Origin of the sequence: Cellulomonas sp. GbtcB1, assembly GCF_019091725.1 — a bacterium.
In the GTDB taxonomy this organism is placed as follows: domain Bacteria; phylum Actinomycetota; class Actinomycetes; order Actinomycetales; family Cellulomonadaceae; genus Cellulomonas.
On the sequence record NZ_JAGXJG010000029.1, the window covers coordinates 23,019 to 49,047 of the forward strand.

Below are 26,029 nucleotides of genomic sequence, written 5' to 3' on the forward strand. Positions count from 1 at the left end.
ACCGCGGGGCCCGAAGGTTGCGTCAGTACCGCGGCGGGGGTGCCAGGCGCGCGTGCCAGGCGGCCGCGCTGACGTCGGTCAGGCTCGCCACCTGGTCCACCACGACCCGCAGCCGGGCCGCGTCGTCGGCCGCCGCGCGCCAGTCCGCCGCGAACGGCGGCTCCAGCGCCAGCGGCGCCCGCTCGGACAGCACGTGCACCAGGTCGGCGAGGATCTCCCGCTGCCGCTGGTAGAGCGGCTCGAGCTCGCGGGGCGCCATGACGTAGGCGACGGCGAGGCCCTTGAGCACGAGGATCTCGGCCTGGGTCTCCTCCGGGACGATGAGGTCCGCGGCGTACCGGGTCAGCGGGCCGGGCCCGTACTGCTCCCGCGTCGCGACCTGCGCGGCGCGGGCGAACCGTCCGATCAGCTGGCTGGTCGTGTCCTTGAGCGCCGCGAGCGCCCGCCGGGTGCCGTCGAAGCCGGGGCGCCACAGCTCGGCCGCGACCAGCCGGTCCATCGCGGCCTCGAGCCCGGCGGCGTCGATGGCGTCGCCGTACCAGGTCTGGATCGCCTCGACGACCCGCGCGCGCTGGTCCGGCACCGTCAGCACCCACAGGTCGAACCGGCCGCCCACGACGGCGTCCTCGACGTCGTGCACCGAGTACGAGATGTCGTCGGCGAGGTCCATGACCTGCGCCTCGAGGCACTTGCGCCCGACCGGGGACCCGTCGCGCAGCCAGGTGAACACCGGCAGGTCGTCGGCGTAGACGCCGAACTTGTGCGTCGGCCGGCCGGTCGCGGACAGCGGCCCCTCCCCCACGCCCCACGGGTACTTCACGGAGGCGTCGAGCGAGGCGCGCGTGAGGTTGAGCCCGACCGCGACGCCGTCCGGGCCGACGACCTTCGGCTCCAGGCGGGTCAGCAGCCGCAGCGTCTGGGCGTTGCCCTCGAAGCCGCCGATGTCCCGGGAGAGGTGCGCGAGCGCGCGCTCGCCGTTGTGGCCGAACGGCGGGTGACCGAGGTCGTGCGCGAGGCAGGCGGTGTCGACGACGTCGGGGTCGCAGCCGAGGGTCTTGCCGATCTCCCGGCCGACCTGCGCCACCTCGAGGGTGTGGGTCAGCCGGGTGCGGACGAAGTCGTCGGTCGACGGGCCGAGCACCTGGGTCTTGGCGCCGAGCCGGCGCAGCGCCGACGAGTGCACCAGGCGCGCGCGGTCGCGCTCGAACGGGGTCCGGGAGCGCGACTTGGGCGCCTCGGCGACCCAGCGCTCCCGGTCGGCGTCGACGTAGCCGTCGGGGTGCTCGCTGGTCACAGGCCCCAGTTTAGGCGGGCAACCCCGGCACCGGCTCCAGGCGCGACCTACCGCCGCATGCAGACTGCATGCACAATGGCTGTATGGTGGCCCTCCAGATCCGCGACATCCCCGACGACGCGCGCGACGCGCTCACCCGACGCGCGCGGGCCAAGGGTCAGAGCCTGCAGGCGTTCTTGCGCGAGATGGTGCTCCGGGAGGCGGCGTTCGACCACAACGTCGCGCTGCTGGACGCGATCGCCGCCTGGCGCCGTGAGTCACCCGCCTCCGGGCAGGACGTGCTGGACGCGCTCGACGCAGCCCGCGGCGACCGGCCGGGCGGCTCGGAATGATCGTCCCCGACGCCTCCGCATTCGCGCTGCTCTTCACGGGCGACGACCCCCGGGCAGCCGAGGCCGATCGCGCGCTGCGCGCCGATCCGGCGTGGCTCGTCCCCGAGCAGTGGCATGTCGAGGTGCTCGCCGTGATCCGCGGCCTGCTCCTGGGCGACAAGATCGGCCAGGCCCGAGCCGACGCGGCGGTGGGTGCACTCGCGGCCGCTACCGTCGCCGTGACGCCAACGGCGCCGCTGCTGCCACGGATGTGGCAGGTGCGGACGAACCTCTCGGCGTACGACGCCGCCTACGTCGCGGCGGCGGAGGCGCACGACGCGACCCTGGTGACCGCGGACGCACGGATCGCGCGCGCGGGCGTCGCCCGATGCGCGATCCGCACGATCACCGCGTCCTGACCTGCCGCGTCACGCCAGCCGCCACACCTGCACCCCCGGCCCGTCCCCCGACAGCCGCAGCCCGCCGGCCTCCACGCCGAGCGCCGCCCCGCCGTGCAGGTTCTCCGGCTGCTCCCCCGCCGCCAGCAGGTGCCCCGGCAGCAGCGCGCCGCCCCAGGGCGCCCGCGCCGCGAGCACCAGCACCCGCTCCTCGGCGGTCTCCCGCAGGTAGGCGATCGCGTCGTCCCTGACGAGCACCCAGCGCAGCCCGCCCTCGCGGAGCGCGCGGGAGGACCGGCGCAGGGCGATCAGCGACCGGTACGTCTCGAACAGCCCGGCGTCCCACGTCGGGCCGCCGCCGGCGTCGATCTGGTCCCACGGCATCGGGACGCGCGAGTTCTCGCCGTTGCGCCCGACCAGCCCGCCCTCGTCCCCCGCGAACAGCACCGGCGTGCCGGGGTAGGTCATCAGCAGGCCGACGCCCACCTCGACCAGCTCGCGCGAGCCAGCGATGGTCCGGAACCGCGCGGTGTCGTGCGAGCCCAGCAGGTTCCACTGGTGGGTGGTGACGCTCCACGGCACGGCTGCGCCGAACTCCCGCATCGCCGCCACGGCCGCGGTGCCGGGTCGGCGCGGGATCCCGACGGGCAGCTCGACGTACCGCAGCCCCGCCGCGGCCTCGGACGCCGGGTCGGTGAGCCAGGTCCACACCGGCCGGGTGAACGCGGAGTAGTTCATCGTGCCGTGCCAGCCGCCAGCGGCCCTCAGGTCGGCGCCGGCGTCGTGGAAGTGCTCCGCGATCAGGACGGCGTCCGGGTTGATCGCGGCCATGGCCGCGCGCATCCGCTCGGCGACCTCGTGCGTCAGGTCGTCCGCGCCCTGCCTGCCGGTCATGTTCGCGACGTCGACCCGCCAGCCGTCCATGCCGAACGGCTCGGACAGGTAGCGGCCGACGATCGACGACGGCCCGCCGAACATCCGCGCGGCCAGCGCGGGCGCGTGGTGGTCGAGCTTCGGCAGCGAGGCGTGACCCAGCCAGCCGACGTAGCCGGGCTCGGCGTCCTGCCAGTAGTAGAAGGAACGCTCCTCCGACGCCGGGTCCCCGAGCGCCCGCCGGAACCAGTCGTGCGCGTCGCCGGTGTGGTTGGTCGTGAGGTCGCCGACCAGCCGCATCCCGCGGCCGTGCAGCGCCCGGGACAGCGAGGCGAACGCATCGTCGCCGCCCAGGACCGGGTCGACGTGGTCGAAGGTGCGCGCGTCGTAGCGGTGGTTCGACCGGCCGGGGAACACCGGGGTCAGGTACAGGGTGTCGACGCCGAGCCGCTGCAGGTGGTCGAGCCGCTGCTCGATGCCCCCGAGGTCGCCGCCGTACAGCTGCGTCCCGGTGCCGGGCCCGCCGCCGACGGGCTCGTCGCCCCACGCCGCGGGCAGCGCCCAGTCGGGCAGGTCGCCCTCGGGCGGGCCGTCGTGCCGGCCGGACGACCGCGCGAACCGGTCCGGGAAGACCTGGTAGACCACGGCGTCCCGCGCCCAGTCGGGCCCCGGCGGCGTGGTCGAGAGCCGGAAGTCGGAGGTGTCCGGCACGTCCCGGGCGATGGTGCCCTCGCCGTTCAGCCACTCCTGCCCGCCCGGCCGCCCGGCGCCGGCCAGCAGGAACCGGTACGACGTCACCGGGTTCGTCACCGGCACGTCGGCGGTGAACCAGCGCTCGTGGGCGTCGCCGCCGTCGCCCCGCGCCGGGTACACCCGGGGCTCGCCGTCCTCGACGACCCGGAGCCACACCTCGGGGTCCGGCCCGGCACCGGCGGGCACCCGCACCCGAACGGGGACCACGTCGCCGAGCGACGGCGTCCCGCCCGGGACGTAGAGCGCGGAGCCGTCGTGGTGGGCGCGCAGGAGCACGGCGTCGGGCGCGGCGGGGCCGGCGGCGTGCCGGCCCCGCGTCGTCGGGTCGGACAAGCGCCTCAGCCCTTCACCGAGCCGGCGGTCAGGCCGCCGACGATGTACTTCTGCAGGAACAGGAACAGCAGCACGACCGGGATCGCGGCGAGCACGGCGCCCGCGGCGAAGATGCCCCAGCGCGCGTTCCGCTCGTCGGACGCCCAGTTGTAGAGGCCCAGCGCGAGCGTGAACCGCTCGGGGCGCTGCAGCACCACCTTGGCGATGATGAACTCGCCGTAGGACGAGATGAACGACAGCAGGCCGACGACGGCGAGGATCGGCGCCACCAGCCGCAGGATGATCGTCCAGAAGATCTGCGCGTGGGACGCGCCGTCGATCTTGGCCGCCTCGTCGATCTCCCGCGGCACGGTGTTGAAGAACCCGTACATGAGGAACGTGTTCACGCCGAGCGCGCCGCCGAGGTAGACGCAGATCAGGCCGAGCTGGGTGTTGAGCCCGATGGCCGGGAACACCTCGGACAGCGACAGCAGCACCAGGAACAGCGCCACGAACGCGAGCATCTGCGGGAACATCTGCACGAGGAGCAGCGTCGTCAGGCCCGACCGGCGGCCGCGGAACCGGAACCGCGAGAACGCGTAGGCCGCGGCCGCGCCCATGAGCACGGTGCCGACGGCGGTCGCGGTGGACACCACGAGCGAGTTGACGGCCCAGTTGTAGTACCCGCGCGATCCCAGCTCCGTGTAGTTCTCGAGGCTGAACGTGCGGAACAGCTGGTTCGAGCCCGTGAGCGTGCCGCCCGGGTTGAGCGACGCGGACAGGACGTACAGCAGCGGCAGCAGGCAGATCGCGATCATCACGACGCCGACGACGTGCCGCCAGCCGATCTCGGACCACCAGCGGCGGCCGCGCACGGCGGTGTGCAGCTCGGGCGAGCGGGCCATCTCAGATCTCCTCGAGGGTGCGGGTGCGACGGAAGCCGAGGTAGGAGATGACCCCGACGATCAGGAAGATGACGATCGACAGCGCGCTGGCGACGCCGTACTGCTTGACCCCGGACTCGAAGGCCACGGAGTAGACCATCGAGATGAGGATGTCCGTGTGGCCCACGACGTACGGGGTGCCCACGAAGTTCGGGCCGCCGCCGGTCAGCATGTAGATCAGCGAGAAGTTGTTGAAGTTGAAGGCGAAGCTCGAGATGAGCAGCGGCGCCACCGACACCATCAGCAGCGGCAGCGTGAGCGAGCGGAAGATCCGCCAGCGCCCGGCGCCGTCGATCCGCGCGGCCTCCGTCATGTCGTGCGGGATCGACTGCAGCGCGCCCGTGCAGATGAGGAACATGTACGGGAAGCCGAGCCACAGGTTCACGCCGATGATCGCGGCCTTCGCCAGCCACGGGTCGCTGAGCCACGGGATCGACGCCCCGCCGAGCAGCACCTCGTTGATGAGGCCGAACCGCTCGTTCAGCATGCCGCGCCACACCAGGGCGGACAGGAACCCGGGGAACGCGTACGGGAGGATCAGCAACGAGCGGTAGACCTTACGGCCGCGCACCCGGGGCTCGTTGAACGTGATCGCGAGGAACAGGCCGAGCGCGAACGTCGTCACCACGGACAGGAACGCGAACGCGAACGTCCAGACGAAGATCTGCGCGAACGGCCCGGCCATCCGGGAGTCGGTGACCATCGCGGTGAAGTTGTCGAAGCCGACGCCGACCCGCCAGCCCGGGGTCAGCCGCTGGCCGTCCTCGGAGACGAAGTTGCCGCCCTCGCCGGGCGTGTAGACGGTGCCGGTCTCGGCGTCCGTGAACGTGTCGCTCGCCGCGTCGTACTCGAGCGTCGACTGGAAGACGTAGCCGGTGGAGCCGTCCTGGGTGCGGACCGAGCCGTCGGCGGGGTCGTCCGAGAACGGGACCCGCAGCGAGGTGATGGCCTCCTGGTCGGCGGCGACCTGCGCGAAGCCGAGGACCTCCCAGCCGGGGACCTCGGTGATGCGGCCGGACTCGACGGTGGCGTCGACGTCCTCGAACGGCTGCTCGGCGGTGCCGACCTGGGCGTCGCCGTCCTCGGTGACGACCGCGAAGCCGAGCTCGTCGCCGTTCTGCACGACCGTGAGCGGCAGCGCGGGCGAGCCCTCGACGCGGCGCTCGTTCTGGGCAGCGATCTGCGTGATCGCGTCGGCCTTGGTCGAGTTGTGGCCGTCGCCGTAGTTCGTGAACGCGACGTAGCCGGTGTAGGCCATCGCGAACAGCTGGTAGACGACCAGGAACACCAGGCCGGGCACCAGGTACTTCGCCGGCAGCATCCGGCGGGAGAAGTAGGCCCAGTTCGCGCCGGCCAGCGCCACGACGAGGAACGCGAGGATCCCCCACTGGGACACGGCCCAGGCGGACAGGATCCCGTACACGCCGAGCGCGTCGACCGTGCCGATGAGGATCAGCTTGGCGATGAAGCCCGGGGAGAAGGAGCGGGCGTGCGACGTGGTGCCGCGGGGCACGCGCCGGCGGCGGGGCGGACGTGCGGTCCCGGGGTCGTCGGGCGCGACCTCCTGGACGGTCGACTGGTCGGTCATGCGGGTGCCTCCGGGCGCGCGGCGGTGCTGGTGCTGCGGGATGGGGGGAAGAGCGGAGCGACCGCCGGGGCGCCTCGTGGGCACCCCGGCGGTCGCGGAGACGATCAGCCGTCGATGGCGTCCTGGATGTTCTGGACCATCGCGTCCCACGCGCCGGCCGGGTCGGCCGTCTGGCCGCCGACGATCTGCGCCTCGGTCGCGCCCCAGAAGGACCACACCGAGCTCATCGCGGGGATGGCGGGCATCGGCGCGCCGGTGGCACCCGCGTCGTTGAAGCCCTGGAGGACCGGGTCGTCGACCTTGTCCGCGGAGGCGGTCAGCGCCGGCAGGCGGCCGCCGGCCTCGTACAGCGCGTCCTGCGCCGCCTCGGTGGTCAGGTAGTTGACCACGAACTCGTTGGCGAGGACCGGGTTGGCCGACTTCGCGGAGATGAACACGCCCTGCACGCCCACGAACGGCTGCGCGGGCTGGCCGCCGGCCGACGGGACCGGGAGGACGGAGATGTCCATGCCGGCCTCCTCGAACGCCGAGGTGTTCCACGGGCCGGTGACGATGTACGGCGCCTGGCCGTCGAGGAACGCCTGCTTGGCCTTGTCGCCGTCGACCGACAGGTCGAGGACCTTCTCCTGGCCGAGCTTGGCGAGGTACTGCGCGTACGCGTGGCCGGCGTCGCCGCCCAGCGCCAGGGTGTCGGTGTAAGAGCCGTCCGCGGCCTGCTCGAACACCGGGGCGCCGAACGAGGTCTGCAGCGGGTACAGGTGGTACGGGTCGGACTCCTCGCCCTGCTGGATCAGCACGGAGAAGTCGGTGCCCGCGGTCTGCGCCTGCGCGACGAGCTCGTCGAACGTGGTGGCCGGGGTGTCGGCCAGCAGCGCGTTGTTGCGCACCAGCGCGATGTTCTCGATCGAGATCGGCACGCCGTAGGTCTGGCCGTCGTAGGCCATGGCCTGGACCGCGGAGTCGGCGAACTCGTCGGCCTTGTCGCCGAGCTCGATCGGCGCGACCACGCCGTTGTTGACCCACTCGCCGAGGCCGTCGTGGGCCGAGACGATGATGTCCGGGCCCTCGCCGGTCGGGACCTGGGTCACGAAGTCGGGGCCGATGTCGCCCGTGGCCTTCTGGACGAGGTCGACGTCGACGCCGGACTCCTCGGTGAAGGCCTCGACGACGGGGCGCATGGAGTCGATGCGGGTGTCGTCGACCCACATCGTCAGGGTGCCCTCGGCGCCGGAGTCGGCGGCGGGGCTGTCGGAGGTGGCGTCGGACGGCGTGTCCGAGCTCGAGCACGCCGCGAGGGCGAGCGCGAGGACGGCCGTCGTGGCGAGGGCGGGGATGCTCCGTCGCATCAGGGTGTCTCCCAGCGTCAGAAGGGGCGGTGCGAGCAGACCCCGGCACCGCCGGCGCTGGCTCGATGACCCGGACGGTAATCAACTTCCGGGCTCCGTTGCAAGCCGTTACGGAAACTTTCAGGCATCGGTTACAGTGCTCTCCGACCCGAGGGGACGAAGCTGCCCCGATCGGATGACGACAACGACGACGAGGAGGCGACGGTGCCCTCTACGCTCGCGACCGTGCGCACACGCCTCACCGACCTGGCCGAGCAGGCCGGCGTCTCCACCGCGACCGTCTCGCGGGTCCTCAACGGCAAGCCCGGCGTCTCCTCGCAGGCGAGGCAGGCCGTGCTGGCCGCCCTCGACGTGCTCGGCTACGAGCGGCCCGAGAAGCTCCGCACCCGTCCCGCGGGCCTCGTCGGCCTCGTGGTGCCCGAGCTGTCGAACCCGGTGTTCCCGGCGATGGCCCAGGCGATGGAGTCCATGCTGACCCAGCGCGGGTACACCCCGCTGCTGTGCGCCCAGCAGCCGGGCGGCACCACCGAGGACCAGTACGTCGAGATCCTGCTCGACCACGACGTGGCCGGGATCCTGTTCGTCTCGGGCCTGCACGCGGACACGCAGGCGTCGGTGGAGCGCTACCACGCGCTGCGCGGGCGCGGGCTGCCGATCGTGCTCGTCAACGGCCGGGCCGAGGCGGTCGACGCCCCGAGCATCGCGACCGACGACTCCGTCGCGATCGAGCTGTCCGTGCGGCACCTGGTCGCCCTCGGGCACCGCCGCATCGGCCTCGCCATCGGCCCCGAGCGGTTCGTGCCGGCCGCCCGCAAGCGGCAGGCGTTCGCGGACCAGCTCCGCACGCAGCTCGGCGTCGAGGACGCCGCGCCGCACGTCAACACCACCCTGTTCACGGTCGAGGGCGGCGCCACCGCGGCGCACGAGCTCATCGACTCGGGCCACACCGCGATCATCTGCGGGTCCGACCTCATGGCCCTCGGCGTGATCCGCGCCGCGCGGTCCCGCGGCCTGCGCGTCCCGGAGGACGTGTCGGTCGTCGGCTTCGACGACTCGCCGCTGATCGGCTTCACCGACCCGCCGCTGACGACGGTGCGCCAGCCCGTCCAGGCGATGGGCCAGGCCGCCGTCTCCGCGCTCATGGCGGAGATCAACGGCACCCCCACGTCGCGCACCGAGCTCCTGTTCCACCCGGAGCTCATCGTGCGCGGCTCCACCAGCTCTGCACCCGCTTCTCCCGGAGGACCAGCGTGACCCAGCTCGACCAGCAGCCGATCTCCCGCCCCGCCTCGGAGGTGGTGCACGAGCCCGGCCCCGTCGACGGCCCGTGGTGGCGGGACGCGGTGATCTACCAGGTGTACCCGCGGTCCTTCGCGGACGCGGACGGCGACGGCATCGGCGACCTGCCGGGCATCACCGCGCGGCTGGACCACCTGGCGGCGCTGGGTGTGGACGCCGTCTGGCTGTCCCCGTTCTACAAGTCCCCCCAGGCGGACGCGGGCTACGACGTCGCCGACTACCGGGACGTCGACCCGCTGTTCGGCACGCTGGCCGACTTCGACGCGCTGCTCGAGCGCGCGCACGCGCTCGGCCTCAAGGTCGTCGTCGACCTGGTCCCGAACCACTCGTCCGACGAGCACGTGTGGTTCCAGGAGGCGCTGCAGACGCCCCCGGGCTCCCCCGAGCGCGCGCGGTACCTGTTCCGCGAGGGCCGCGGCGTCGACGGCACCGAGCCGCCGAACAACTGGGGCTCCATCTTCGGCGGCCCGGCCTGGACCCGGCTCACCCCCGAGCAGCACGGCCTCGACGACGGCCAGTGGTACCTGCACCTGTTCGACTCCAAGCAGCCCGACCTCGACTGGTCGAACCCCGAGGTCCGCGAGGAGTTCGAGGGGGTGCTGCGGTTCTGGCTGGACCGCGGGGTCGACGGCTTCCGGGTCGACGTCGCGCACGGCATGGTCAAGGCCGAGGGGCTGCCCGACTGGGACGGCCACGTGTCGATGATCGAGGGGGCCGACGACAGCGACGCCGTCTCCGGGTCCGGCAACCAGGGCCCGATGTTCGACCAGGACGGCGTGCACGAGATCTACCGCGCGTGGCGCAAGGTCCTCGACGAGTACGACGGCGACCGGATGCTCGTCGCCGAGGCCTGGGTCGAGCCGCTGAGCCGCCTGGCCCGGTACGTCCGCCCCGACGAGATGCACCAGGCGTTCAACTTCGCGTTCCTCGCCACCGGCTGGGACGCCCCCGCGCTGAAGAAGGTCATCGCCGCGTCGTACCAGGTCAACGACACCGTCGGGGCCCCGACGACCTGGGTGATGTCGAACCACGACGTCGTCCGGCACGCCTCCCGGCTGGGCCTCGCCGACCCGTCGTCGCGGCCCAACGGCATCGGCGCCGAGGACGAGCAGCCCGACGCCGAGCTCGGCCTGCGCCGCGCCCGCGCCGCCTCGCTGCTCATGCTCGGCCTGCCGGGCTCCGCGTACGTCTACCAGGGCGAGGAGCTCGGCCTGCCCGAGCACACCGCGCTGGACGACGAGGTCCGCGAGGACCCGGCGTTCTTCCGCACTCAGGGTGCCGAGAAGGGCCGCGACGGCTGCCGCGTCCCGCTGCCCTGGGAGGCCGACGCCCCGGGCTTCGGCTACTCGCCGAACGGGAGGACCTGGCTGCCGCAGCCCGCGGAGTGGGCCGCGTTCGCCGCCGACGCGCAGGACGGCGTCGAGGGCTCGACCCTCGAGCTGTACCGCGCCGCGCTGCGCCTGCGCCGGGCCGAGAAGCTCGGCCTGGGCGGGGCGTCCTGGGAGCCCGAGTTCCAGGACGACGAGGACGTGATCGCGGTCCGCAACGGCTCGGTGGTCGTCGTCGCGAACCTGGGCTCCTCCCCGGTCGCGCTGCCCGCCGGCGCCGAGGTGCTGCTGGCCTCCGGCCTGCCGGGCGACGCCCCGGTCGGCGCGGAGCTCCCGGGCGACACCACCGTCTGGCTCCGGGCGCGCTGACGCCGTGACGCACCCCGACGGGGCCGCCCCCAGGCACGGGGGCGGCCCCGTCGTCGTCGTGGGACCCGCCTCCTGGAACACGCTGGTCCGCCTCGACGCGCTGCCCGAGGCTCGCTCGCAGACGCTGTTCGCCTCCGGGCACCACGACGGGCTCGGCGGGACGTCCGCGGGCAAGGCCGTGACGCTGGCCGCGCTGGGGGTCGACGTGCGGCTGCGGACCGTGCTGGGCGCGGACGCGCTCGGGGACGCCGTGCGGGCGGCGCTCGACCACCCGCGGATCGCGCTCGACGCGGTGCCGGCGCGCGACGGGCGGACCGAGCGGCACGTCAACCTCATGGCCGCGGACGGCGGGCGGGTGTCGGTGTACCTGACGCTGCCGTCGCCGGGCGGGGCTGTGGACGCGACGGCCGGGCTCGCCGGCGCGCGGGCGGCGGTCGTGGACCTCGCGGAGCTGTCGGTCCCGGTGCTGGCCGCCGCGCGGGACGCCGGGGTGCCGGTGTGGTGCGACGTGCACGACGACGACGGGGTGGCGGAGTTCCAACGGCCGTTCGCCGACGGCGCGGACGTGCTGCTGGTGTCGGAGGCGCGGCTGGCGGATCCGGCGGCATACCTGCGGGCGCGCGTCGCCGGCGGGGCCCGGCTGGCGGTGTGCACCCGCGGCGCGCGCGGGGCGCTGGCGCTGGACGCGGGCGGGTTCTGGGAGGTCGGCGCGGCGCCGGCGGGCGCGGTCGTCGACACGAACGGCGCGGGCGACGCGTTCCTCGCGGGCCTGCTCGCGGCGACGCTCGGGGGCCTGCCCATGCCGGACGCCCTGGCGTGGGCGAGCGCGGCGGGCGCCCTGGCGGTGGGGACGGAGTCGCTGGGCGCCCCGCACGCGAGCGCGGAGGCCGTGCGCACCCTCGCGGCCCGCGTCCCGGTCACCCGCGCCTGACCCGGACTCCCGCACTCCGCGAGGATCCACGCACGCTCCCCGCTCTCCCCACGCCGCCGAGTGGGCAGCAGATGTCCCCTCGCGGCGCGCGATGGGGACATCTGCTGCCCGCTCGGCGAGGGTGTGCGAGCGGGGGGACGGGTGGGCGTGGCTGCGCGGCGCGGGTGCGCGGCGCGGGCTGGTCAGCCGCCCGAGACGCTCAGCTCGGCCTCCGCCAGGCCGCGGCGGAAGTCCTCCGAGAGGTCCCGGCTGTCGAGCCAGCCGTCCGGGAGGTGCGGGCGCTTCGGGGTCCCGGCGCGGCCGCGCTGGCCCTCCGCCGCCTCGCCCGGGTACGGCTGGTCCAGGTCGAGCGCGGCGAGCCGGTCGTCCAGCTCCGCGAGGCTCGACACCAGGCCCAGCGCCGCGCGCTGCTCGCCGCCGACCACGTAGCCCTTCCAGTACCAGGCCATGTGCTTGCGGAGCTCGCGCAGCGCCTTGCCCTCGTCCCCGAACGCCTCGACCATCAGCTCGGCGTGCCGGCGGATGACCTGCGCAACGTACCGCGCGCCCGGCGTGATCCGCTCCGGCGATCCGGCGAACGCGGCCGCGAGGTCGGCGAACAGCCACGGCCGCCCCTGGCAGCCGCGCCCCACGACGACGCCGTCGCAGCCGGTCTCCCGGACCATGCGCACGGCGTCCTCGGCGGACCAGATGTCGCCGTTGCCGAGCACCGGGATGTCGGTGACGGTCTCCTTCAGCTTCGCGATCGCCGACCAGTCCGCGGTGCCGGAGTAGTACTGCTCGGCGGTGCGGGCGTGCAGCGCGACCGCGGCGACGCCGAGGTCCTGCGCGACGAGGCCGGCCTCGAGGTAGGTCAGGTGGTCGTCGTCGATGCCCTTGCGCATCTTGACCGTGACCGGGACGCCGTAGGGCCGCGCCGCGTCGACGGCCGCCTTCAGGATCGACTCGAACAGCTCGCGCTTCCACGGCAGCGCGGAGCCGCCGCCGCGCCGGGTGACCTTGGGCACCGGGCAGCCGAAGTTGAGGTCGACGTGGTCGGCGCGGTCCTCGGACGCGATGAGGTGCACCGCCGCGCCCACCGTCGCCGGGTCGACGCCGTAGACCTGCACGGAGCGCGGCTTCTCGTCGGGTGCGTGCGAGATGATCCGCATCGACTCCTCGCCGCGCTCGACCAGCGCCCGCGACGTCACCATCTCCGCGACGTACAGCCCGGCGCCCGACTCGCGGCACAGCCGGCGGAACGCCGCGTTCGTCACGCCGGCCATCGGCGCGAGCACCACGGGCGTGTCGATCGTGAGCGGTCCGATGCGCAGCGGCGGGAGCACGTGCCCCTCGGCCACGGGAGCGGCCGGGTCGACGGTGGAGGGAGCGGTCATGCCTCGATTGTCCCCCACGGCGCGGGCGGACCCGCCTCGGGCCGGTCGGCGCCCCGGCGGCACGGCCCGCGGCGCGATCCCCGCGCACCCGGCAGAATCGCCCCCGTGCCCTCCCCCGCCGCCCTGCGCACCCGCCGCGTCATCGCCGCGATCCTGCTGCCGCTCGTGCTGGCCGCCGCCGTCGGCATGGCGCTGACCTGGCCGCACGGCGAGCCGTCGACCGCCCGGCAGATCAGCGACGTCGCGATCGACTACCCGACGGCGACGGTCACCGGCACGTCCGTCGAGCAGTGCCAGGGCACCGTCGAGGACCGGCTGCCCGACGGCACGATCCCCGACGAGGTGGCCTGCCTCCGGGTGCACGCCACGGTCACGAGCGGGCCGGAGCAGGGGCGCGACATCCAGGTGTGGGCCACGGCGTCCACGACCGCCGACCAGGTTCCGGCCGGCACCCGCATCTTGGTGGAGCACTACCCGGCGACCGGCTCCGACGACGAGGTCTGGGCGTGGCACGACTACGACCGCACGCTGCCGCTGGTGTCGATCGCGCTGGTGTTCGCGCTCGCGATCATCCTGGTGGCCCGCGGCCGGGGGCTGCGGGCGCTGGTCGGGCTGCTCATCGCGTTCGCGCTGATCGGGGTGTACGTGCTGCCGGCCCTGGTCCGCGGGGAGAACCCGGTGGTGGTGGCGCTGAGCGCGTCGACACTGATCATGGCCGTCGTGCTGTACCTGGCCCACGGGCTGTCGCTCCGGACGTCGGCGGCGCTGCTCGGCACGCTGGCCGGGCTCGCGGCGACGACCGGGCTCGGCATCCTCGGGGCGGAGTGGGCCCGGCTGTCGGGCGTGAGCAGCGAGGATTCCTACCGGCTGGCGCAGCTCCTCGGCGAGACCGGGGCGACGTCGCTGCGCGGGCTGTTCCTGTGCGGGCTGGTGCTCGCCGGGCTCGGCGTGCTGAACGACGTGACGATCACCCAGGCGTCGGCGGTGTGGGAGCTGCGGGCGGTCTCCCCCGCGGCGACGCGGGGCGAGCTGTTCCGCGGCGGGATGCGGATCGGCCGGGACCACATCGCGTCGACGGTCTACACCATCGCGTTCGCCTACACCGGGGCCGCGCTGCCGGTGCTGCTGCTGCTCGAGCTGTACGGCCTGCCGCTCGGGCCGACGCTGACGTCCGGGGAGTTCGCGGAGGAGATCGTGCGGACCATGGTGTCGTCGATCGGCCTGGTGCTGGCGATCCCCCTGACCACAGGCATCGCCGCCCTGGTGGTCACCCGCGCGGGCGCTTCGCCGGCCCGGCACGCGGCCCCGGACACCCACGCCCACGCCCACGTGCACGCGGTCACGCCGGCGGACGCCCCTGACCCGCTGACCTGACCCGCCCGCGCCGCCGCGACGCCGAGATAGGACCGCGCGCGCGAGATAGGACCGAAGGCGGTCCTATCTCGACGCGGTGGTCCCATCTCGGCGAACGAGCGCGGGAGTCAGGCGACTGAGCCGCCGGCCGACGCCGGGAAGAGCATGCGGGCCAGCAGCAGGAAGTACAGCGGGACCACCGCGGCGAGGGCGAGCCACGACCACGCCAGCCCGACGGTCATCGTCAGCACCACGAACGCCAGGACCGCCACCAGCCCGAGCGCCGCGGAGTAGATGCCGAACCGCGCCGCCGCCTCGGGCTCGCGCGTGAACCGGTCCTGGCCGACGGCCTGCCGCCCGAGCTCGACGGTCCACGGCTTGTGCCGGTTGGTCTGCGTCACGCCGAGGACCACGAACCCGAGCACGCCGGCGACGAGCAGCGCCCCCGCCGCGACCGCGAGCCAGATCCGGCCCAGGTCGGCCGCGAACAGCCCACCGAGCCCGAGGGCCGTCACCACGGCCGCGCTCGCGGCGCCGAAGCCCAGCGCGCGCCCGCCCGGCAGCGGGTAGTTCTGCGTCGTCTCCTGGCGCAGCGCGTCGGCGACGACGACCCCGGTCGCCAGCCCGGCGACCACGGCGAGCGCCGCGCCCGCCCCGGCCGACCACGCCAGCACCCCGGTCGCGACCAGCGCCACCAGAGCCGCCGCGCCCGCCAGCACGACGGCGGCGAGCGTGACCCGCACGACGAACGCCGGCCGCGGCCGGACGCGGTGCGCGGACAGCAGCGCGGCGTACCCCGCGTCGTCCGCCGGGGCGTCGGCCACCGCGGCGACGACGTCGCGCAGGTCGCCGATCTCGGCCAGGGCCGTGCGGGCCGCATCTGCGGGGGCCGTGCCGGCGGCCTCGAGGTCAGCGGCGCGGGCCATGAGGCTGGCGCGCACCTCCTCCTTGAGGTCCTGCGCCTCGTCCGAGGCCGGCGCCGCGGCGAACGCGCGGTCCAGCGCACGGTGGATGCTCGTGTCGACGGTGGTGCTCATCGCGGGCCCTCCTCGAGGTCCAGGAGCGTGTTGATGATCTGCTGGGTGGCACGCCAGTCGGCCACGTTGCGGCGGTACACGGCGCGCCCGGCGTCGGTGATCCGGTAGTACTTGCGGCGGCCGCCCTGGGACTCGTCGCCCCAGTAGGCCTCGACGAGGCCGTCGCGGGCGAGCCGCCGGAACGAGGCGTACAGCGTCGCCTCCTTGATCTCGTGCTGGCCGCCGGTCGCGTCGCGGATGGCCTTGTAGACCTCGAAGCCGTACCGGTCGGTGCGGCGCAGCACCCCGAGCACGATCGTGTCGGTGTGCCCTCGCAGCAGGTCGGCGGCGAACGCGTCCGACCCCGCGGCCGAGCGGTCGGGTGCCTGTGTCATGTCGAGTACAGTAACAGATCAACTACTCACGCCACCAGAGTTGTCGATCACGTGAGGGCGCCGCGCGCGTCGGCCTACCATCGGCGCATGGAACAGGTCGTCCTCATGTGCGGTGCCGCGGGCTCGGGCAAGTCGACGCACGCCCGCCGGCTCGCCGCCGAGGGCTACGCCGTCCTCTCGTTCGACGCCGAGGCGTGGGCCCGCGGGTACCGCAGCCACCCCGTCACCGAGGACCAGCGCCGCGCCGTCCAGGACGCCCTGCGGGAGCAGCTGGTCCGGCTCGTGGCGGCGGGCCACCCGGTCGTCGTCGACTCCTCGTTCTGGTCCCGGGCCGCCCGCGACGAGTACCGGGCCCTGCTCGCGCCGCTCGGCGTCGAGCCGGTCGTGCACTACCTCGACACGCGACGCGAGGTCGTCCTCGCACGCCTCGCCGCGCGGCGCGGCACCGGCCCCGACGACGTCCCGGTCCCGCCCGCCCGCGCCCTCGCCTACCTCGACGGCTTCGAGCCGCCGACGCCGGAGGAGGGCCCCCTCCGCGTCGTCGCGGGATGACCGTTCGCCGAGTCTCCGGTGTTCTCCTGCGGTCCGCGGGCTCCGCGCAGTCCGACGTCGGAGGCTCGGCGAGGGTGCGCGGTCAGGAGCGGGGCGTGTCGACCTCGGCCGGGGCGGCCGGGGCGGCGTGCGCGGCCGGCGACGCCCCCGGCGCAGCCGCCGGGGCCGGGGCCAGGGCCGCGGCGATCGCGGTCGTCAGCGGGATCGCCAGCACCAGGCCGATCGACCCGACGAGCGTCCGCACGACCTCCTCCGCGATCTCCCCGCTCGTCAGCGTGTCGAGCAGCGTCCGGTCCGACATCGCCACGAGCAGGATGAGCGGCAGCGCCGCCCCGAGGTACGCGAACGCCACGGTGTACACGGTCGACGCGATGTGGTCCCGCCCGATCCGCATCCCGCCGCGGAAGAGGTCCCGCCGGGAGGCGGCGGGCGACAGCGCCCGGATCTCCCACACCGCCGACACCTGGGTGATCGTCACGTCGTTGAGCACACCCAGCCCGGCGAGCACGATGCCGCACAGCAGGATGCCCTGCAGGTCCGCGAGCGGGGCGTTGGCCCGCAGGTCCAGGGCGTACTCACCGCTCAGGAACGTGAGGTGCGTGGCCCCGGTGGCCCAGGCGGCGAGCGCGCCCGTCGCCAGCAGCCCGCCGAGGGTGCCGAGCAGCGCCGTCGACGTCCGGATCGACACCCCGTGCGCCAGGTAGAGCAGCACGAACATGAGCGCCGACGCGGTGACCAGCGCGACGGGCAGCGGCGGGCCGCCCGTCAGCAGCGCGGGCACCGTGAACCACAGCACGCCGCCGACCGAGACGACCAGGCCCGCGAGGGCTCCGAGCCCGCGCAGCCGCGCCACCGCCAGCACGAGCACGCCCATGACGGCGGCGAGCAGCGCCATCGGCGGCCCGCGCACCAGGTCGACGAACACGTACGGCGCCGCTCCCCCGGCCTGCGGCAGCGTCAGCACCCGGATCCGGTCCCCCGCCTCGATGACGTCGAGGTACTCGGGCGCGACCTGCACGGTGATCGACGCGCCGTCGTCGGTCTCCGCGAGCAGCGCCGGCCCGGTCTCCGCGTCCGCGAGCAGGTCGACGTCGGTGGCGGTCACCTCGACGTACGACGACCCGTCGGGCGTGGTCTGCAGCGTCGGCGCGTCCTCCCGCGGCCAGAGCGCCACGAGCCCGGCCACGGTCGCGAGCAGCGCGACGCCGAGCAGCACGACGACGACGGCGCGGGCCCGCCGCCCGACGATGACGTCGGGGGCGGGACCCGCGCCGTGCGCGTGGCCGTGCGAGACGCCCAGGGGTCAGGCCCCGACGAGCCGCTGCGCGAGGTAGCCGGTCACCTGGTCCAGCGCGACGCGCTCCTGCGTCATGTCGTCGCGGTGCCGGATCGTGACGGCCTGGTCCTCGAGCGTGTCGAAGTCGACCGTGATGCAGAACGGGGTGCCGATCTCGTCCTGGCGGCGGTACCGGCGACCGATGGCGCCCGCGTCGTCGAAGTCGACGTTCCAGGACTTCCGAAGCTCTGCGGCGAGGTCGCGCGCCTTCGGCGACAGCGCCTCGTTGCGGGACAGCGGCAGCACGGCGGCCTTGACCGGCGCGAGGCGCGGGTCAAGCTTCAGCACGGTGCGCTTGTCGACGCCGCCCTTGGCGTTCGGCGCCTCGTCCTCGGCGTACGACTCGATGAGGAACGCCATGAGCGACCGGGTCAGGCCGGCGGCGGGCTCGATGACGTACGGCACCCAGCGCTCGTCCTTGGTCTGGTCGAAGTACGACAGGTCCTGCCCGGAGTGCTTGCTGTGCGTCGACAGGTCGAAGTCGGTGCGGTTCGCGATGCCCTCGAGCTCGCCCCACTCGGAGCCGCTGAAGCCGAACTTGTACTCGATGTCGACGGTCCGCTTGGAGTAGTGCGACAGCTTCTCGGCCGGGTGCTCGTAGTGCCGCAGGTTCTCGCGGGAGATGCCCAGGTCGACGTACCAGTCGGTGCGCTGGTCGATCCAGTACTGGTGCCAGGTCTCGTCGGTGCCCGGCTCGACGAAGAACTCCATCTCCATCTGCTCGAACTCGCGGGTCCGGAAGATGAAGTTGCCGGGCGTGATCTCGTTGCGGAACGACTTGCCGATCTGGCCGATGCCGAACGGCGGCTTCTTGCGGGCCGTGGTCAGCACGTTGGCGAAGTTCACGAAGATGCCCTGGGCGGTCTCGGGCCGCAGGTAGTGCAGGCCGGACTCGTCCTCGACGGGGCCGAGGTACGTCTTCAGCATCATGTTGAAGTCGCGGGGCTCGGTCCACTGGCCGCGGGTGCCGCAGTTCGGGCACGCGATGTCGGCGAGGCCGTTCTCGGGCGCGCGGCCCTTCTTCTCCTCGTACTCCTCGAGCATGTGGTCCTCGCGGAACCGCTTGTGGCAGTGCAGGCACTCCGTCAGCGGGTCGGTGAACACGCCGACGTGGCCGGAGGCGACCCACACCTGGCGGGGCAGGATCACGGCGGAGTCGAGGCCGACGACGTCGTCGCGCGACTGCACGACCGTGCGCCACCACTGCTTCTTGATGTTCTCCTTGAGCTCGACGCCCAGTGGCCCGTAGTCCCACGCGGAGCGGGAACCGCCGTAGATCTCGCCGCTCTGGAAGACGAAGCCGCGCCGCTTGGCGAGGGAGACGACGGAGTCGAGACGGGACGGTGCTGCCACGGTGAGTGCTCCTGGTGCCGGGGTCCTGCGCGCCTGGGTGGCGCGGAGGGAGGGATCGTCCGACAGGCTACCGGGCCGCGACCGCGCGTGACCGGCGGCGCCGCACCTCGGACGGACGCGTCGCCTCGCGGTTTTGACACTCGTTCTCAACAGTCCGATGATGGGGGCATGCCCCGTCGTCGCACCCTGCCCCTCGCCGTGTCCGCGGGGGTCGTCCTCGCCCTGTCCGCCTGCTCCTCCCCGGGCTCGGGCGGCTCCGGCGGCGGGTCCGGCGACGGCGACGGCATCGCGGTGCTGGCCTCGTTCTACCCGCTGCAGTACGTGGCGCAGCAGGTCGGCGGCGACCTCGTGTCCGTCGACACGCTGACGCCCCCCGGGGCCGAGCCGCACGACCTCGAGCTCTCCCCCGCCCAGGTGGACGAGGTGGGCCGCGCCGACCTGGTCGTGTACCTGTCCGAGTTCCAGGCCGCGGTGGACGACGCGGTCGACGCGAACCCGCCGGCGCACGTCGTGGACGCCGCGCAGGACACCGAGCTGCACGCCGCCGAGCACGGCGAGGACGGCGAGGAGGAGCACGCCGAGGACGACGGCCACGATCACGGCTCGCTCGACCCGCACTTCTGGCTGGACCCCACCCGGCTGCCCGCGGTCGCCGACGACGTCGCCGCGCAGCTGGCCGAGATCGACCCCGACCACGCCGACGAGTTCCAGGCGAACGCCGAGGCGTTCGCCCAGCAGATGGCCGACCTCGACACCGAGTACTCCACCGGCCTGGCGTCCTGCGAGAGCCGCACGATCGTCACCACGCACGAGGCGTTCTCCTACCTGGCCGAGCGGTACGACCTGGAGCAGGTCGGGATCTCCGGCGTCGACCCCGAGGGCGAGCCGTCGCCGGCGCGCCTGGCCGAGGTCGGGAAGGTCGTGCAGGACGAGGGCGTGTCCACGATCTTCTTCGAGACGCTCGCCAGCCCGAAGGTCGCCGAGACGCTCGCCGACGAGCTGGGCGTCGACACCGCGGTGCTCGACCCGCTGGAGGGCCTGACGGACGACACGCAGGACTACGTCTCGGTCGCCCGGGCCAACCTGGAGACCCTCCGTACGGCACTCTCGTGCTCGTGACCGACACCACCGCGCCGCAGCCCGCGGTCCTCGCCACCGGCGTCGACGTCGTCCTCGGCGGCCACCAGATCCTGTCCGGCGTCGACCTGCGGGTCGAGCGCGGCGAGGTCGTCGCCCTGCTCGGCGCCAACGGCTCCGGCAAGTCCACCCTGGTCCGCGCCCTGCTGGGCATCGCGCCGCGCACCGCGGGCGAGGTCCGGCTGCTCGGGGGCGCGCTCGGCGACGGCGTGCCGTGGGAGCGGGTCGGCTACGTCCCGCAGCGGCTGCCCGCCGGCGGCGGCGTCCCGGCGACCGCGCTCGAGGTCGTGATGTCCGGCCTGGTGCACGGCCGCACGCTCCGCCCGCCGCGCGACGCCCGGAAGCGGGCGCTCGCCGCGCTGGAGGAGGTCGGCATGGCCCGGCACGCGCGCCGCTCGGTGCTGCAGATGTCGGGCGGCCAGCAGCAGCGGGTGCTCATCGCCCGTGCGCTGGTCCGTCAGCCCGACCTGCTGGTGCTCGACGAGCCGACCTCCGGCATCGACCTGCCGACCCAGGAGACGTTCGTCGCCACGGTCCGCCGGCTGCACGAGCAGGGCGGCACCGTCCTGGTGATCCTGCACGAGCTCGGCTCGTTCGCCGGCCTGATCGACCGCGCGGTCGCGCTGCGGCACGGCCGGGTCGTCTACGACGGCCCGCCGCCCACCCCGCGCGGCGAGCACGCCGGACCCGAGCACGAGCACACCCACCCGCACGCCGACCCGCCCCCGCCCGACCCGGGCACCGGGCTGTCCATGGAGGTCTTGCCGTGACGTGGTTCGAGACGCTCGGGGCGATGCTGTCGTCCCCCCTGATGCAGCGCGCGCTGATCGCGGCCGTGCTGGTCGGCGCCGCCGCGCCCGTGGTCGGCACGTTCCTCGTGCAGCGCCGGCTCGCGCTGATGGGCGACGGGCTCGGCCACGTCGCGCTCACCGGCGTCGCGCTCGGCTGGCTGGTCGGCACCTGGGCGGGCCTGGTCCCCCAGGACGCGCTCGCCATCCCCGGCGCCGTCGTCGCCGCGCTGATCGGCTCGGTCGCGATCGAGTGGGTGCGCGCCCGCGGCCGCACGTCCGGCGACCTCGCGCTCGCGCTGATGTTCTACGGCGGCATCGCCGGCGGCGTGCTGCTGATCAAGCTCGCCGGCGGCACGAACGCGAACCTGGTGTCCTACCTGTTCGGCTCGATCTCCACCGTGTCGACCGGCGACCTGTGGTGGACCGCGGGCCTCGCCGTCGGCGTGCTGCTCGTCGGGCTCGGCCTGCGGCACGTGCTGTTCGCGGTGAGCCACGACGAGGAGTTCGCCCGCGGCTCGGGCCTGCCGGTGACCGCGCTCAACATGGTGGTCGCCGCGATGTCCGCGCTCACGGTCACGATCGCGATGCGCGTCGTCGGGCTGCTGCTGGTGAGCGCGCTGATGATCGTCCCGGTGGCGGTCGCGCAGCTCGTGGCCGGCTCGTTCTCGCGGGTCATGGCCCTGGCGTCGGGCATCGGCGTCGCCGTCAGCGTGGTCGGGCTGTCCATCACCTACTGGGAGGACATCCCGCCGGGCGCGACGATCGTGCTGCTGGCGATCGGGCTCTACGCGGTCGCGGCGGTCACCCGGCCGCTGCTGGCGCGGCGCGGCGACGAGGCCCCGCACGACCCGCACCCGGAGCTGCCGGACGACGTGGAGCTGCCCGCGGCCCGCTGACGGCGCCCGCGGAGCCTGTCGAGTGGAGCGTCCTGCCCGACACGCCCCGGCGTGTCGGGCAGGACGCTCCACCCGACGCCACTCGCGGCCGAGGGTTCAGGCCGGCTGCTGCGCGTCCTGGACCACGCGGGCGACGTGCAGCGCCAGGTACGCGACCTCGTCCGGCGTGAGCGACGCCTGCAGCCGGACCTCGACGAGCCGCGCGAGCCGGTCGGCCGTGTCGACCGCCTCCGGGTAGGTCGCGCGGATCGCGTCACCCACCGCCGAGTGCTTCGCGTCGTCGAGCTGCCGGCGCTGGTGCACCCGCACGAACAGGTACCGCAGGTGGGTGACGAACCGCCCGACGCTGACCCCGCCCGCCTCGAGCGCGACGCCGTGCGCGCCGGCGACCACGTCCAGGAACTGCTGGATCAGCCCGGTCATGGTGTAGCTGAACGCGAGGTCGCCGGTCGCGAACCCGGCGTTGACCAGGTGCAGCGCCAGGCCGACCGCCTCGGTCGGCGGCAGGGGCGTGGCCACGCGGGCGTTGATCGCCTCCAGCAGCCGCAGGGCCTGGGCGTGCTCGTCGGCGTACAGGTTGGTGACCTCGGCGAGCAGCGGGTACTCGACCGTCTGCCCGGCCTCGGCCCGCGCCAGGGCGAAGCTGACGTGGTCCGCCATCGCGACGACCAGCGCCGGGCGGGCGGCGACCGCCTGGAGGCCGACCTCGGTCAGCGCGTCGCCGACCAGCTGGACGTGCTCCGGCGGGATGCCCGCGAGCAGCCCCGCCAGGTGGTCCGGGTCCCGGCCGTCGTCCGGACGGAACACGCGGACGATGCGCTCCGGGTCCGCGAGGTCGCCCGGGCGGGCCTGGAACCCCAGGCCCCGGCCGGTGAGGATCACCTCGGAGCCGTCCTCGTCGCGCGCGAGGACCAGGTTGTTGTTGAACACGCGGAGGATGTCCACGTCGCTCCTCGCGGGGCTCGGGTGGTCGGGGTGTCCGGGCGGGGCCGCGCGGTCGGGCGCGGCCCCGCCCGGGCGGTCAGGGCTCGACGTCGACGACGACCGCGCCCCGGGCGACGGTACCGGCCGGCCGCGGCTCGACGCGCGCGAGGGCCCGGGCGTTGACGACCGTGACCAGCGTCGTGGTGTCGTAGCCGGCCTCGCGGACGACGCCGAGGTCGACGGTCACCAACCGGTCCCCCGCCGCCACGTGCTCGCCCTTGCGGACGGCGACCTCGAACCCGGTGCCCGCGAGCTTCACCGTGTCGATGCCGACGTGCACGAGCACCTCGACGCCGTCGGCGGTCTTCAGCCCGAACGCGTGCCCGGTGTCGGCGACCGTGAGCAGCTCGCCCGCGACCGGGGCCACGACCATGCCGTCCGACGGGACCACGCCGACGCCCTCGCCGAGGGCCTTCGACGCGAACACCGGGTCGTCGACCTCGGCGAGCGGGACGACCTCGCCGGCCACGGGCGCCAGGACGGCGGTCGTGGGAGCGGCCGGGGCGGCGGGCGCAGCCGGGGCGGCGGACGCCGCGGCGACCGGGCCGGCCGCCGGCGCACCGGCTCCCACCGTCGCCGCGACCGGAGCGGCGACGGACGCCGACTCGAGCGCCAGGTCCGCCTCCGCCTGCTCCCGGGCGGCGCGGGCCTCGGCCCGCTGCTCCGGCGTGCGGTAGTCGGACACGATCACGAGCACCATCGACACCGCGAACGCCGCGGCGATCGCGATCAGGTACACCGGGATCGGGCTGAACACGGGGATGGTCAGCAGCGAGGTGAACGCGAAGGCGTTGGTGTCGACGCCGCCCAGCACGCCGATGATGACGCCGCCGGTGAGGCAGCCGACGAGCATCCGCGGGTAGATCCGCTTGAACCGCAGGTGGATGCCGTACAGCGAGGGCTCCGAGATGCCGCCGAGCAGGCCGGCGGCGAGCGCGCCGGTCGCGGTCTGGCGCATCTGCACGTCCCTGTCCCGCACCGCGAGGACGAGCACGCCGGCGGTCGCGCCGAAGCAGGCGAAGTTCCACGCGCCCATGGGGCCCTGGATGAAGTCGTAGCCGAGGGTGTTGAGGTTGACCAGCATCAGCGCGTTCAGCGGCCAGTGCAGGCCCAGCGGCACCAGGAACGGGTAGATCAGCGGGATCACGATGGCGAACACGATCGGGGCGTTGCCGTTCAGCCACGCCAGGCCGTCGCCGAGGCCGGAGCCGAGCCAGATGCCGAGCGGGCCGAGCAGGAACGCGGTGACCGGGATCATCACGACCATCGACAGGAACGGCACGAACACCATCTGGATGTTCTCGGGGAACACCCGCTTCAGCGCCCGGTACAGCGGGGCGAGCACCGCGACCATGATCAGCGGCACGAACACCTGCCCGCCGTAGTCGTTGAGCTGCATCGGCAGCCCGAACACGTCCGCCACGCAGGCCGTGGTGCCGAGGGTGGCGTTGGTGGTGCACACCGTCGTCGCCGCGTCCGTCAGGGACAGGAAGTTCGGCGTCATCACGGCGGCCATGACCGTGGCGCCGAGCCACGGGTCGACCTGCAGCTTCTTCGCCGCGTTGTACGCGACCATGATCGGCAGGAAGTAGAACACCGCCCGCCACATCGCGTCGACGAAGACCCAGGTGGCGGGCTTGTCGTCGGCGCGGAAGTCGACCACGCCCAGCGCGTCGAGCACCGCGGCGAACGCGATGATCAGCGAGGCGCCGAGCAGCACGCCGAGCAGCGGGCGGAACGAGTCGGACAGGTACTCGAACACCGCGTCGAGCCACGCGACCTTGCCGCGGGCCTTCGACCGCGCCGCGGCCTTCACGTCGGCGTCGGACTGCCGGCCGGCGCCGACGCCGGCCATCTCGGGCAGGCCCATGATCTGGGTGAACACGGTCTGCACCGCCCCGCCGACGACCACCTGGTAGCGGTCGCCGGACTGCGGCACGGCGCCCATCACGCCGGGCACGGCCTCCACGGCCTGCTGGTCGACCACCGAGGCGTCGCGCAGCTCGAAGCGCAGGCGGGTGGCGCAGTGCGTCAGGGCGCGGACGTTGGCCGGTCCTCCAACCGCCCGGATGATCTCCTCGGCCCTGTCGCGCGTCGTCGCGGACGTCATGTCGTACTCCTCGTCGAGAGCCGACGCCGTCCGGGCACAAAAAAAGACCTGAGGCGCATCGCTGCGGCTCAGGTCTTGCCCCGCGACGACGGCGGGTAACAACCCTGTGTGAACTCAGGTTCGCCGACGAGGTTAGCACCCCGTCGCCGGGGGCCCGTCCGGGACCTTCGTCCCGACGAGGTCAGGCTGACCTCACTCGTAGACTCGGACGGGTGAGCGACACGGCGGCGGCGTACGGGATGGGCGGATGGCCGTTCTGGGCCGTCATCGCCGGGCTGTTCGTCGTCGTCATGGCGCGCTCGCACCTGTTCTACTGGGTCGGCCGCGGGGTGACCTCGGGGGCCGCGCGGCTGGCGGACCGGGTCCCGGGCACCGACGAGGACGCACCGGGCGGCGAGGACGTCGCCCCTGACCCGGCGCCTCGTGGAGCCGCGGCCCGCGCGCAGGTGGAGCGTCTCATGCGCACCCCGACAGCCCGCCGCGGCCTCGCCCTGGTGCACCGGTTCGGCCCGTTCGCGGTGACCCTCGCCTACCTGACCGTCGGCGTGCAGACGGCGGTGTTCGTCGGCTCGGGGCTGGTGCGGATGCCCTACCCCCGGTTCCTCGCGGCGTCGGTGCCCGGCAGCGTGGCCTGGGCCTTCGTCTGGGGCACTGTCGGCCTCGGCGCGGTCTGGGCGGCGGTCCGGCTCGCGACCGCGTCGCCGTGGGGCCTCGCGGCGGTGCTGGTGGCGCTCGCCGCGCTGGTGACGTGGGCGGTGCTCCGTCGCCGGTCGCGCACCGCGCGCGCTGCCGCTCGTCGGGGCCCCGTGGTCGACGCCGCACGCGCGGACGAGCTCGTCTGAGGCGGGGCGCGGTGCGCGCCCGTCAGTCGCCCCCCCCCCCCCCCCCCCCCCCCCCCCCCCCCCCGCCCCCCCCCCCCCCCCCCCCCCCCCCCCCCCCCCCCCCCCCCCCCCCCCCCCCCCCCCCCCCCCCCCCCCCCCCCCC

Annotated in this window: 23 protein-coding genes; 11 read left to right on the plus strand and 12 right to left on the minus strand. The window is 74.2% G+C overall.

Annotated elements, in window-relative coordinates; genetic code table 11:
• Window positions 1–22 precede the first annotated feature (22 nt).
• Window positions 23–1,294, minus strand: coding sequence for a deoxyguanosinetriphosphate triphosphohydrolase (locus KVT14_RS11810; protein ID WP_246855161.1), 1,272 nt, complete (start codon window positions 1,292–1,294; stop codon window positions 23–25).
• 83 nt (window positions 1,295–1,377) lie between these two features.
• Here KVT14_RS11810 and KVT14_RS11815 point away from each other — a divergent pair, with 83 nt between their 5' ends.
• The gene (locus KVT14_RS11815) at window positions 1,378–1,626 is read left to right on the plus strand and encodes a hypothetical protein (RefSeq protein WP_217615843.1); all 249 of its coding nucleotides are present in this window, start codon (window positions 1,378–1,380) and stop codon (window positions 1,624–1,626) included.
• Complete coding sequence (locus tag KVT14_RS11820; protein WP_217615844.1) at window positions 1,623–2,024, plus strand: PIN domain-containing protein; 402 nt, start codon at window positions 1,623–1,625, stop codon at window positions 2,022–2,024. Before KVT14_RS11815 ends, KVT14_RS11820 begins: the two co-directional genes overlap by 4 nt.
• 9 nt (window positions 2,025–2,033) lie before the next feature.
• Here KVT14_RS11820 and KVT14_RS11825 read toward each other — a convergent pair whose 3' ends face one another.
• The 4 genes from KVT14_RS11825 to KVT14_RS11840 all read right to left on the minus strand — a co-directional run bounded on the left by KVT14_RS11825 (window position 2,034) and on the right by KVT14_RS11840 (window position 7,819).
• A complete protein-coding gene (locus KVT14_RS11825) occupies window positions 2,034–3,962 on the minus strand; it encodes a glycoside hydrolase family 13 protein (RefSeq protein WP_254630809.1) in 1,929 nt (642 codons plus the stop codon).
• A 5-nt stretch (window positions 3,963–3,967) separates the two neighbouring features.
• The gene (locus tag KVT14_RS11830) at window positions 3,968–4,846 is read right to left on the minus strand and encodes a sugar ABC transporter permease (RefSeq protein WP_147793907.1); all 879 of its coding nucleotides are present in this window, start codon (window positions 4,844–4,846) and stop codon (window positions 3,968–3,970) included.
• 1 nt (window position 4,847) lies between these two features.
• Window positions 4,848–6,473, minus strand: a complete 1,626-nt coding sequence (locus tag KVT14_RS11835; protein ID WP_217615845.1) for an ABC transporter permease subunit — start codon at window positions 6,471–6,473, stop codon at window positions 4,848–4,850.
• A gap of 104 nt (window positions 6,474–6,577) precedes the next feature.
• Window positions 6,578–7,819 carry a maltose ABC transporter substrate-binding protein gene (locus KVT14_RS11840; RefSeq protein WP_217615846.1) on the minus strand — a complete coding sequence of 414 codons (1,242 nt, stop codon included), beginning with the start codon at window positions 7,817–7,819 and terminating at the stop codon, window positions 6,578–6,580.
• A gap of 225 nt (window positions 7,820–8,044) precedes the next feature.
• Here KVT14_RS11840 and KVT14_RS11845 point away from each other — a divergent pair, with 225 nt between their 5' ends.
• Genes KVT14_RS11845 through KVT14_RS11855 form a run of 3 tightly spaced genes read left to right on the plus strand, consistent with a single transcriptional unit; the run spans window position 8,045 to window position 11,746 of the window.
• Entirely contained in the window at window positions 8,045–9,073 is a 1,029-nt protein-coding gene (locus KVT14_RS11845; protein ID WP_217615847.1) for a LacI family DNA-binding transcriptional regulator, read from the plus strand.
• Window positions 9,074–9,114: 41 nt separating this feature from the next.
• Complete coding sequence (locus tag KVT14_RS11850) at window positions 9,115–10,815, plus strand: glycoside hydrolase family 13 protein (protein ID WP_308161048.1); 1,701 nt, start codon at window positions 9,115–9,117, stop codon at window positions 10,813–10,815.
• Window positions 10,816–10,819: 4 nt separating this feature from the next.
• Window positions 10,820–11,746 carry a PfkB family carbohydrate kinase gene (locus tag KVT14_RS11855; RefSeq protein WP_217615848.1) on the plus strand — a complete coding sequence of 309 codons (927 nt, stop codon included), beginning with the start codon at window positions 10,820–10,822 and terminating at the stop codon, window positions 11,744–11,746.
• Window positions 11,747–11,928: 182 nt separating this feature from the next.
• Here the strand turns inward: KVT14_RS11855 and dusB are convergent, their stop codons facing one another.
• Complete coding sequence (dusB, locus tag KVT14_RS11860; RefSeq protein ID WP_217615849.1) at window positions 11,929–13,122, minus strand: tRNA dihydrouridine synthase DusB; 1,194 nt, start codon at window positions 13,120–13,122, stop codon at window positions 11,929–11,931.
• A gap of 105 nt (window positions 13,123–13,227) precedes the next feature.
• On the opposite strand from dusB, the gene KVT14_RS11865 reads away from it, so the two are divergent.
• Window positions 13,228–14,496 carry a YibE/F family protein gene (locus tag KVT14_RS11865; protein WP_308161045.1) on the plus strand — a complete coding sequence of 423 codons (1,269 nt, stop codon included), beginning with the start codon at window positions 13,228–13,230 and terminating at the stop codon, window positions 14,494–14,496.
• 107 nt (window positions 14,497–14,603) lie between these two features.
• Here KVT14_RS11865 and KVT14_RS11870 read toward each other — a convergent pair whose 3' ends face one another.
• Together KVT14_RS11870 and KVT14_RS11875 are read right to left on the minus strand one after the other, a co-directional pair.
• Window positions 14,604–15,512 (minus strand): permease prefix domain 1-containing protein, encoded by a 909-nt coding sequence (locus KVT14_RS11870; RefSeq protein ID WP_217615850.1) that lies wholly within the window; start codon window positions 15,510–15,512, stop codon window positions 14,604–14,606.
• A complete protein-coding gene (locus tag KVT14_RS11875) occupies window positions 15,509–15,886 on the minus strand; it encodes a PadR family transcriptional regulator (protein WP_217615851.1) in 378 nt (125 codons plus the stop codon). Before KVT14_RS11875 ends, KVT14_RS11870 begins: the two co-directional genes overlap by 4 nt.
• An 87-nt stretch (window positions 15,887–15,973) precedes the next feature.
• On the opposite strand from KVT14_RS11875, the gene KVT14_RS11880 reads away from it, so the two are divergent.
• On the plus strand, window positions 15,974–16,438 hold the full coding sequence (locus KVT14_RS11880; RefSeq protein WP_217615852.1) for an ATP-binding protein: 465 nt from the start codon (window positions 15,974–15,976) through the stop codon (window positions 16,436–16,438).
• 82 nt (window positions 16,439–16,520) lie between these two features.
• Here KVT14_RS11880 and KVT14_RS11885 read toward each other — a convergent pair whose 3' ends face one another.
• Both KVT14_RS11885 and KVT14_RS11890 read right to left on the minus strand, forming a co-directional pair.
• On the minus strand, window positions 16,521–17,654 hold the full coding sequence (locus KVT14_RS11885) for a YibE/F family protein (protein ID WP_308161046.1): 1,134 nt from the start codon (window positions 17,652–17,654) through the stop codon (window positions 16,521–16,523).
• 87 nt (window positions 17,655–17,741) lie between these two features.
• Window positions 17,742–19,127 carry a glycine--tRNA ligase gene (locus KVT14_RS11890; protein ID WP_147793914.1) on the minus strand — a complete coding sequence of 462 codons (1,386 nt, stop codon included), beginning with the start codon at window positions 19,125–19,127 and terminating at the stop codon, window positions 17,742–17,744.
• Window positions 19,128–19,295: 168 nt separating this feature from the next.
• Between KVT14_RS11890 and KVT14_RS11895 the strand changes: the two genes are divergently transcribed.
• Genes KVT14_RS11895 through KVT14_RS11905 form a run of 3 tightly spaced genes read left to right on the plus strand, consistent with a single transcriptional unit; the run spans window position 19,296 to window position 21,951 of the window.
• Window positions 19,296–20,246 carry a metal ABC transporter substrate-binding protein gene (locus KVT14_RS11895; protein WP_217615853.1) on the plus strand — a complete coding sequence of 317 codons (951 nt, stop codon included), beginning with the start codon at window positions 19,296–19,298 and terminating at the stop codon, window positions 20,244–20,246.
• Entirely contained in the window at window positions 20,243–21,034 is a 792-nt protein-coding gene (locus tag KVT14_RS11900) for a metal ABC transporter ATP-binding protein (protein ID WP_217615854.1), read from the plus strand. Before KVT14_RS11895 ends, KVT14_RS11900 begins: the two co-directional genes overlap by 4 nt.
• On the plus strand, window positions 21,031–21,951 hold the full coding sequence (locus KVT14_RS11905; protein ID WP_147793917.1) for a metal ABC transporter permease: 921 nt from the start codon (window positions 21,031–21,033) through the stop codon (window positions 21,949–21,951). Before KVT14_RS11900 ends, KVT14_RS11905 begins: the two co-directional genes overlap by 4 nt.
• Window positions 21,952–22,047: 96 nt before the next feature.
• On the opposite strand, the gene KVT14_RS11910 is transcribed toward KVT14_RS11905, so the two are convergent.
• Both KVT14_RS11910 and KVT14_RS11915 read right to left on the minus strand, forming a co-directional pair.
• Entirely contained in the window at window positions 22,048–22,896 is an 849-nt protein-coding gene (locus KVT14_RS11910) for a PRD domain-containing protein (RefSeq protein ID WP_217615855.1), read from the minus strand.
• A 76-nt stretch (window positions 22,897–22,972) separates the two neighbouring features.
• Window positions 22,973–25,045, minus strand: coding sequence for a glucose PTS transporter subunit IIA (locus KVT14_RS11915; RefSeq protein ID WP_217615856.1), 2,073 nt, complete (start codon window positions 25,043–25,045; stop codon window positions 22,973–22,975).
• A gap of 212 nt (window positions 25,046–25,257) precedes the next feature.
• Between KVT14_RS11915 and KVT14_RS11920 the strand changes: the two genes are divergently transcribed.
• The gene (locus KVT14_RS11920; RefSeq protein ID WP_308161047.1) at window positions 25,258–25,887 is read left to right on the plus strand and encodes a hypothetical protein; all 630 of its coding nucleotides are present in this window, start codon (window positions 25,258–25,260) and stop codon (window positions 25,885–25,887) included.
• Window positions 25,888–26,029 lie beyond the last annotated feature (142 nt).

Coding starts and splice junctions, on each gene's coding strand:
- KVT14_RS11815 (WP_217615843.1), top strand. CDS start 1,378: ATGGTGGCCCTCCAGATCCGCGACATCCCCGACGACGCGCGCGACGCG.
- KVT14_RS11820 (WP_217615844.1), top strand. CDS start 1,623: ATGATCGTCCCCGACGCCTCCGCATTCGCGCTGCTCTTCACGGGCGAC.
- KVT14_RS11830 (WP_147793907.1), bottom strand. CDS start 4,846: ATGGCCCGCTCGCCCGAGCTGCACACCGCCGTGCGCGGCCGCCGCTGG.
- KVT14_RS11835 (WP_217615845.1), bottom strand. CDS start 6,473: ATGACCGACCAGTCGACCGTCCAGGAGGTCGCGCCCGACGACCCCGGG.
- KVT14_RS11840 (WP_217615846.1), bottom strand. CDS start 7,819: ATGCGACGGAGCATCCCCGCCCTCGCCACGACGGCCGTCCTCGCGCTC.
- dusB (WP_217615849.1), bottom strand. CDS start 13,122: ATGACCGCTCCCTCCACCGTCGACCCGGCCGCTCCCGTGGCCGAGGGG.
- KVT14_RS11870 (WP_217615850.1), bottom strand. CDS start 15,512: ATGAGCACCACCGTCGACACGAGCATCCACCGTGCGCTGGACCGCGCG.
- KVT14_RS11875 (WP_217615851.1), bottom strand. CDS start 15,886: ATGACACAGGCACCCGACCGCTCGGCCGCGGGGTCGGACGCGTTCGCC.
- KVT14_RS11880 (WP_217615852.1), top strand. CDS start 15,974: ATGGAACAGGTCGTCCTCATGTGCGGTGCCGCGGGCTCGGGCAAGTCG.
- KVT14_RS11895 (WP_217615853.1), top strand. CDS start 19,296: ATGCCCCGTCGTCGCACCCTGCCCCTCGCCGTGTCCGCGGGGGTCGTC.
- KVT14_RS11915 (WP_217615856.1), bottom strand. CDS start 25,045: ATGACGTCCGCGACGACGCGCGACAGGGCCGAGGAGATCATCCGGGCG.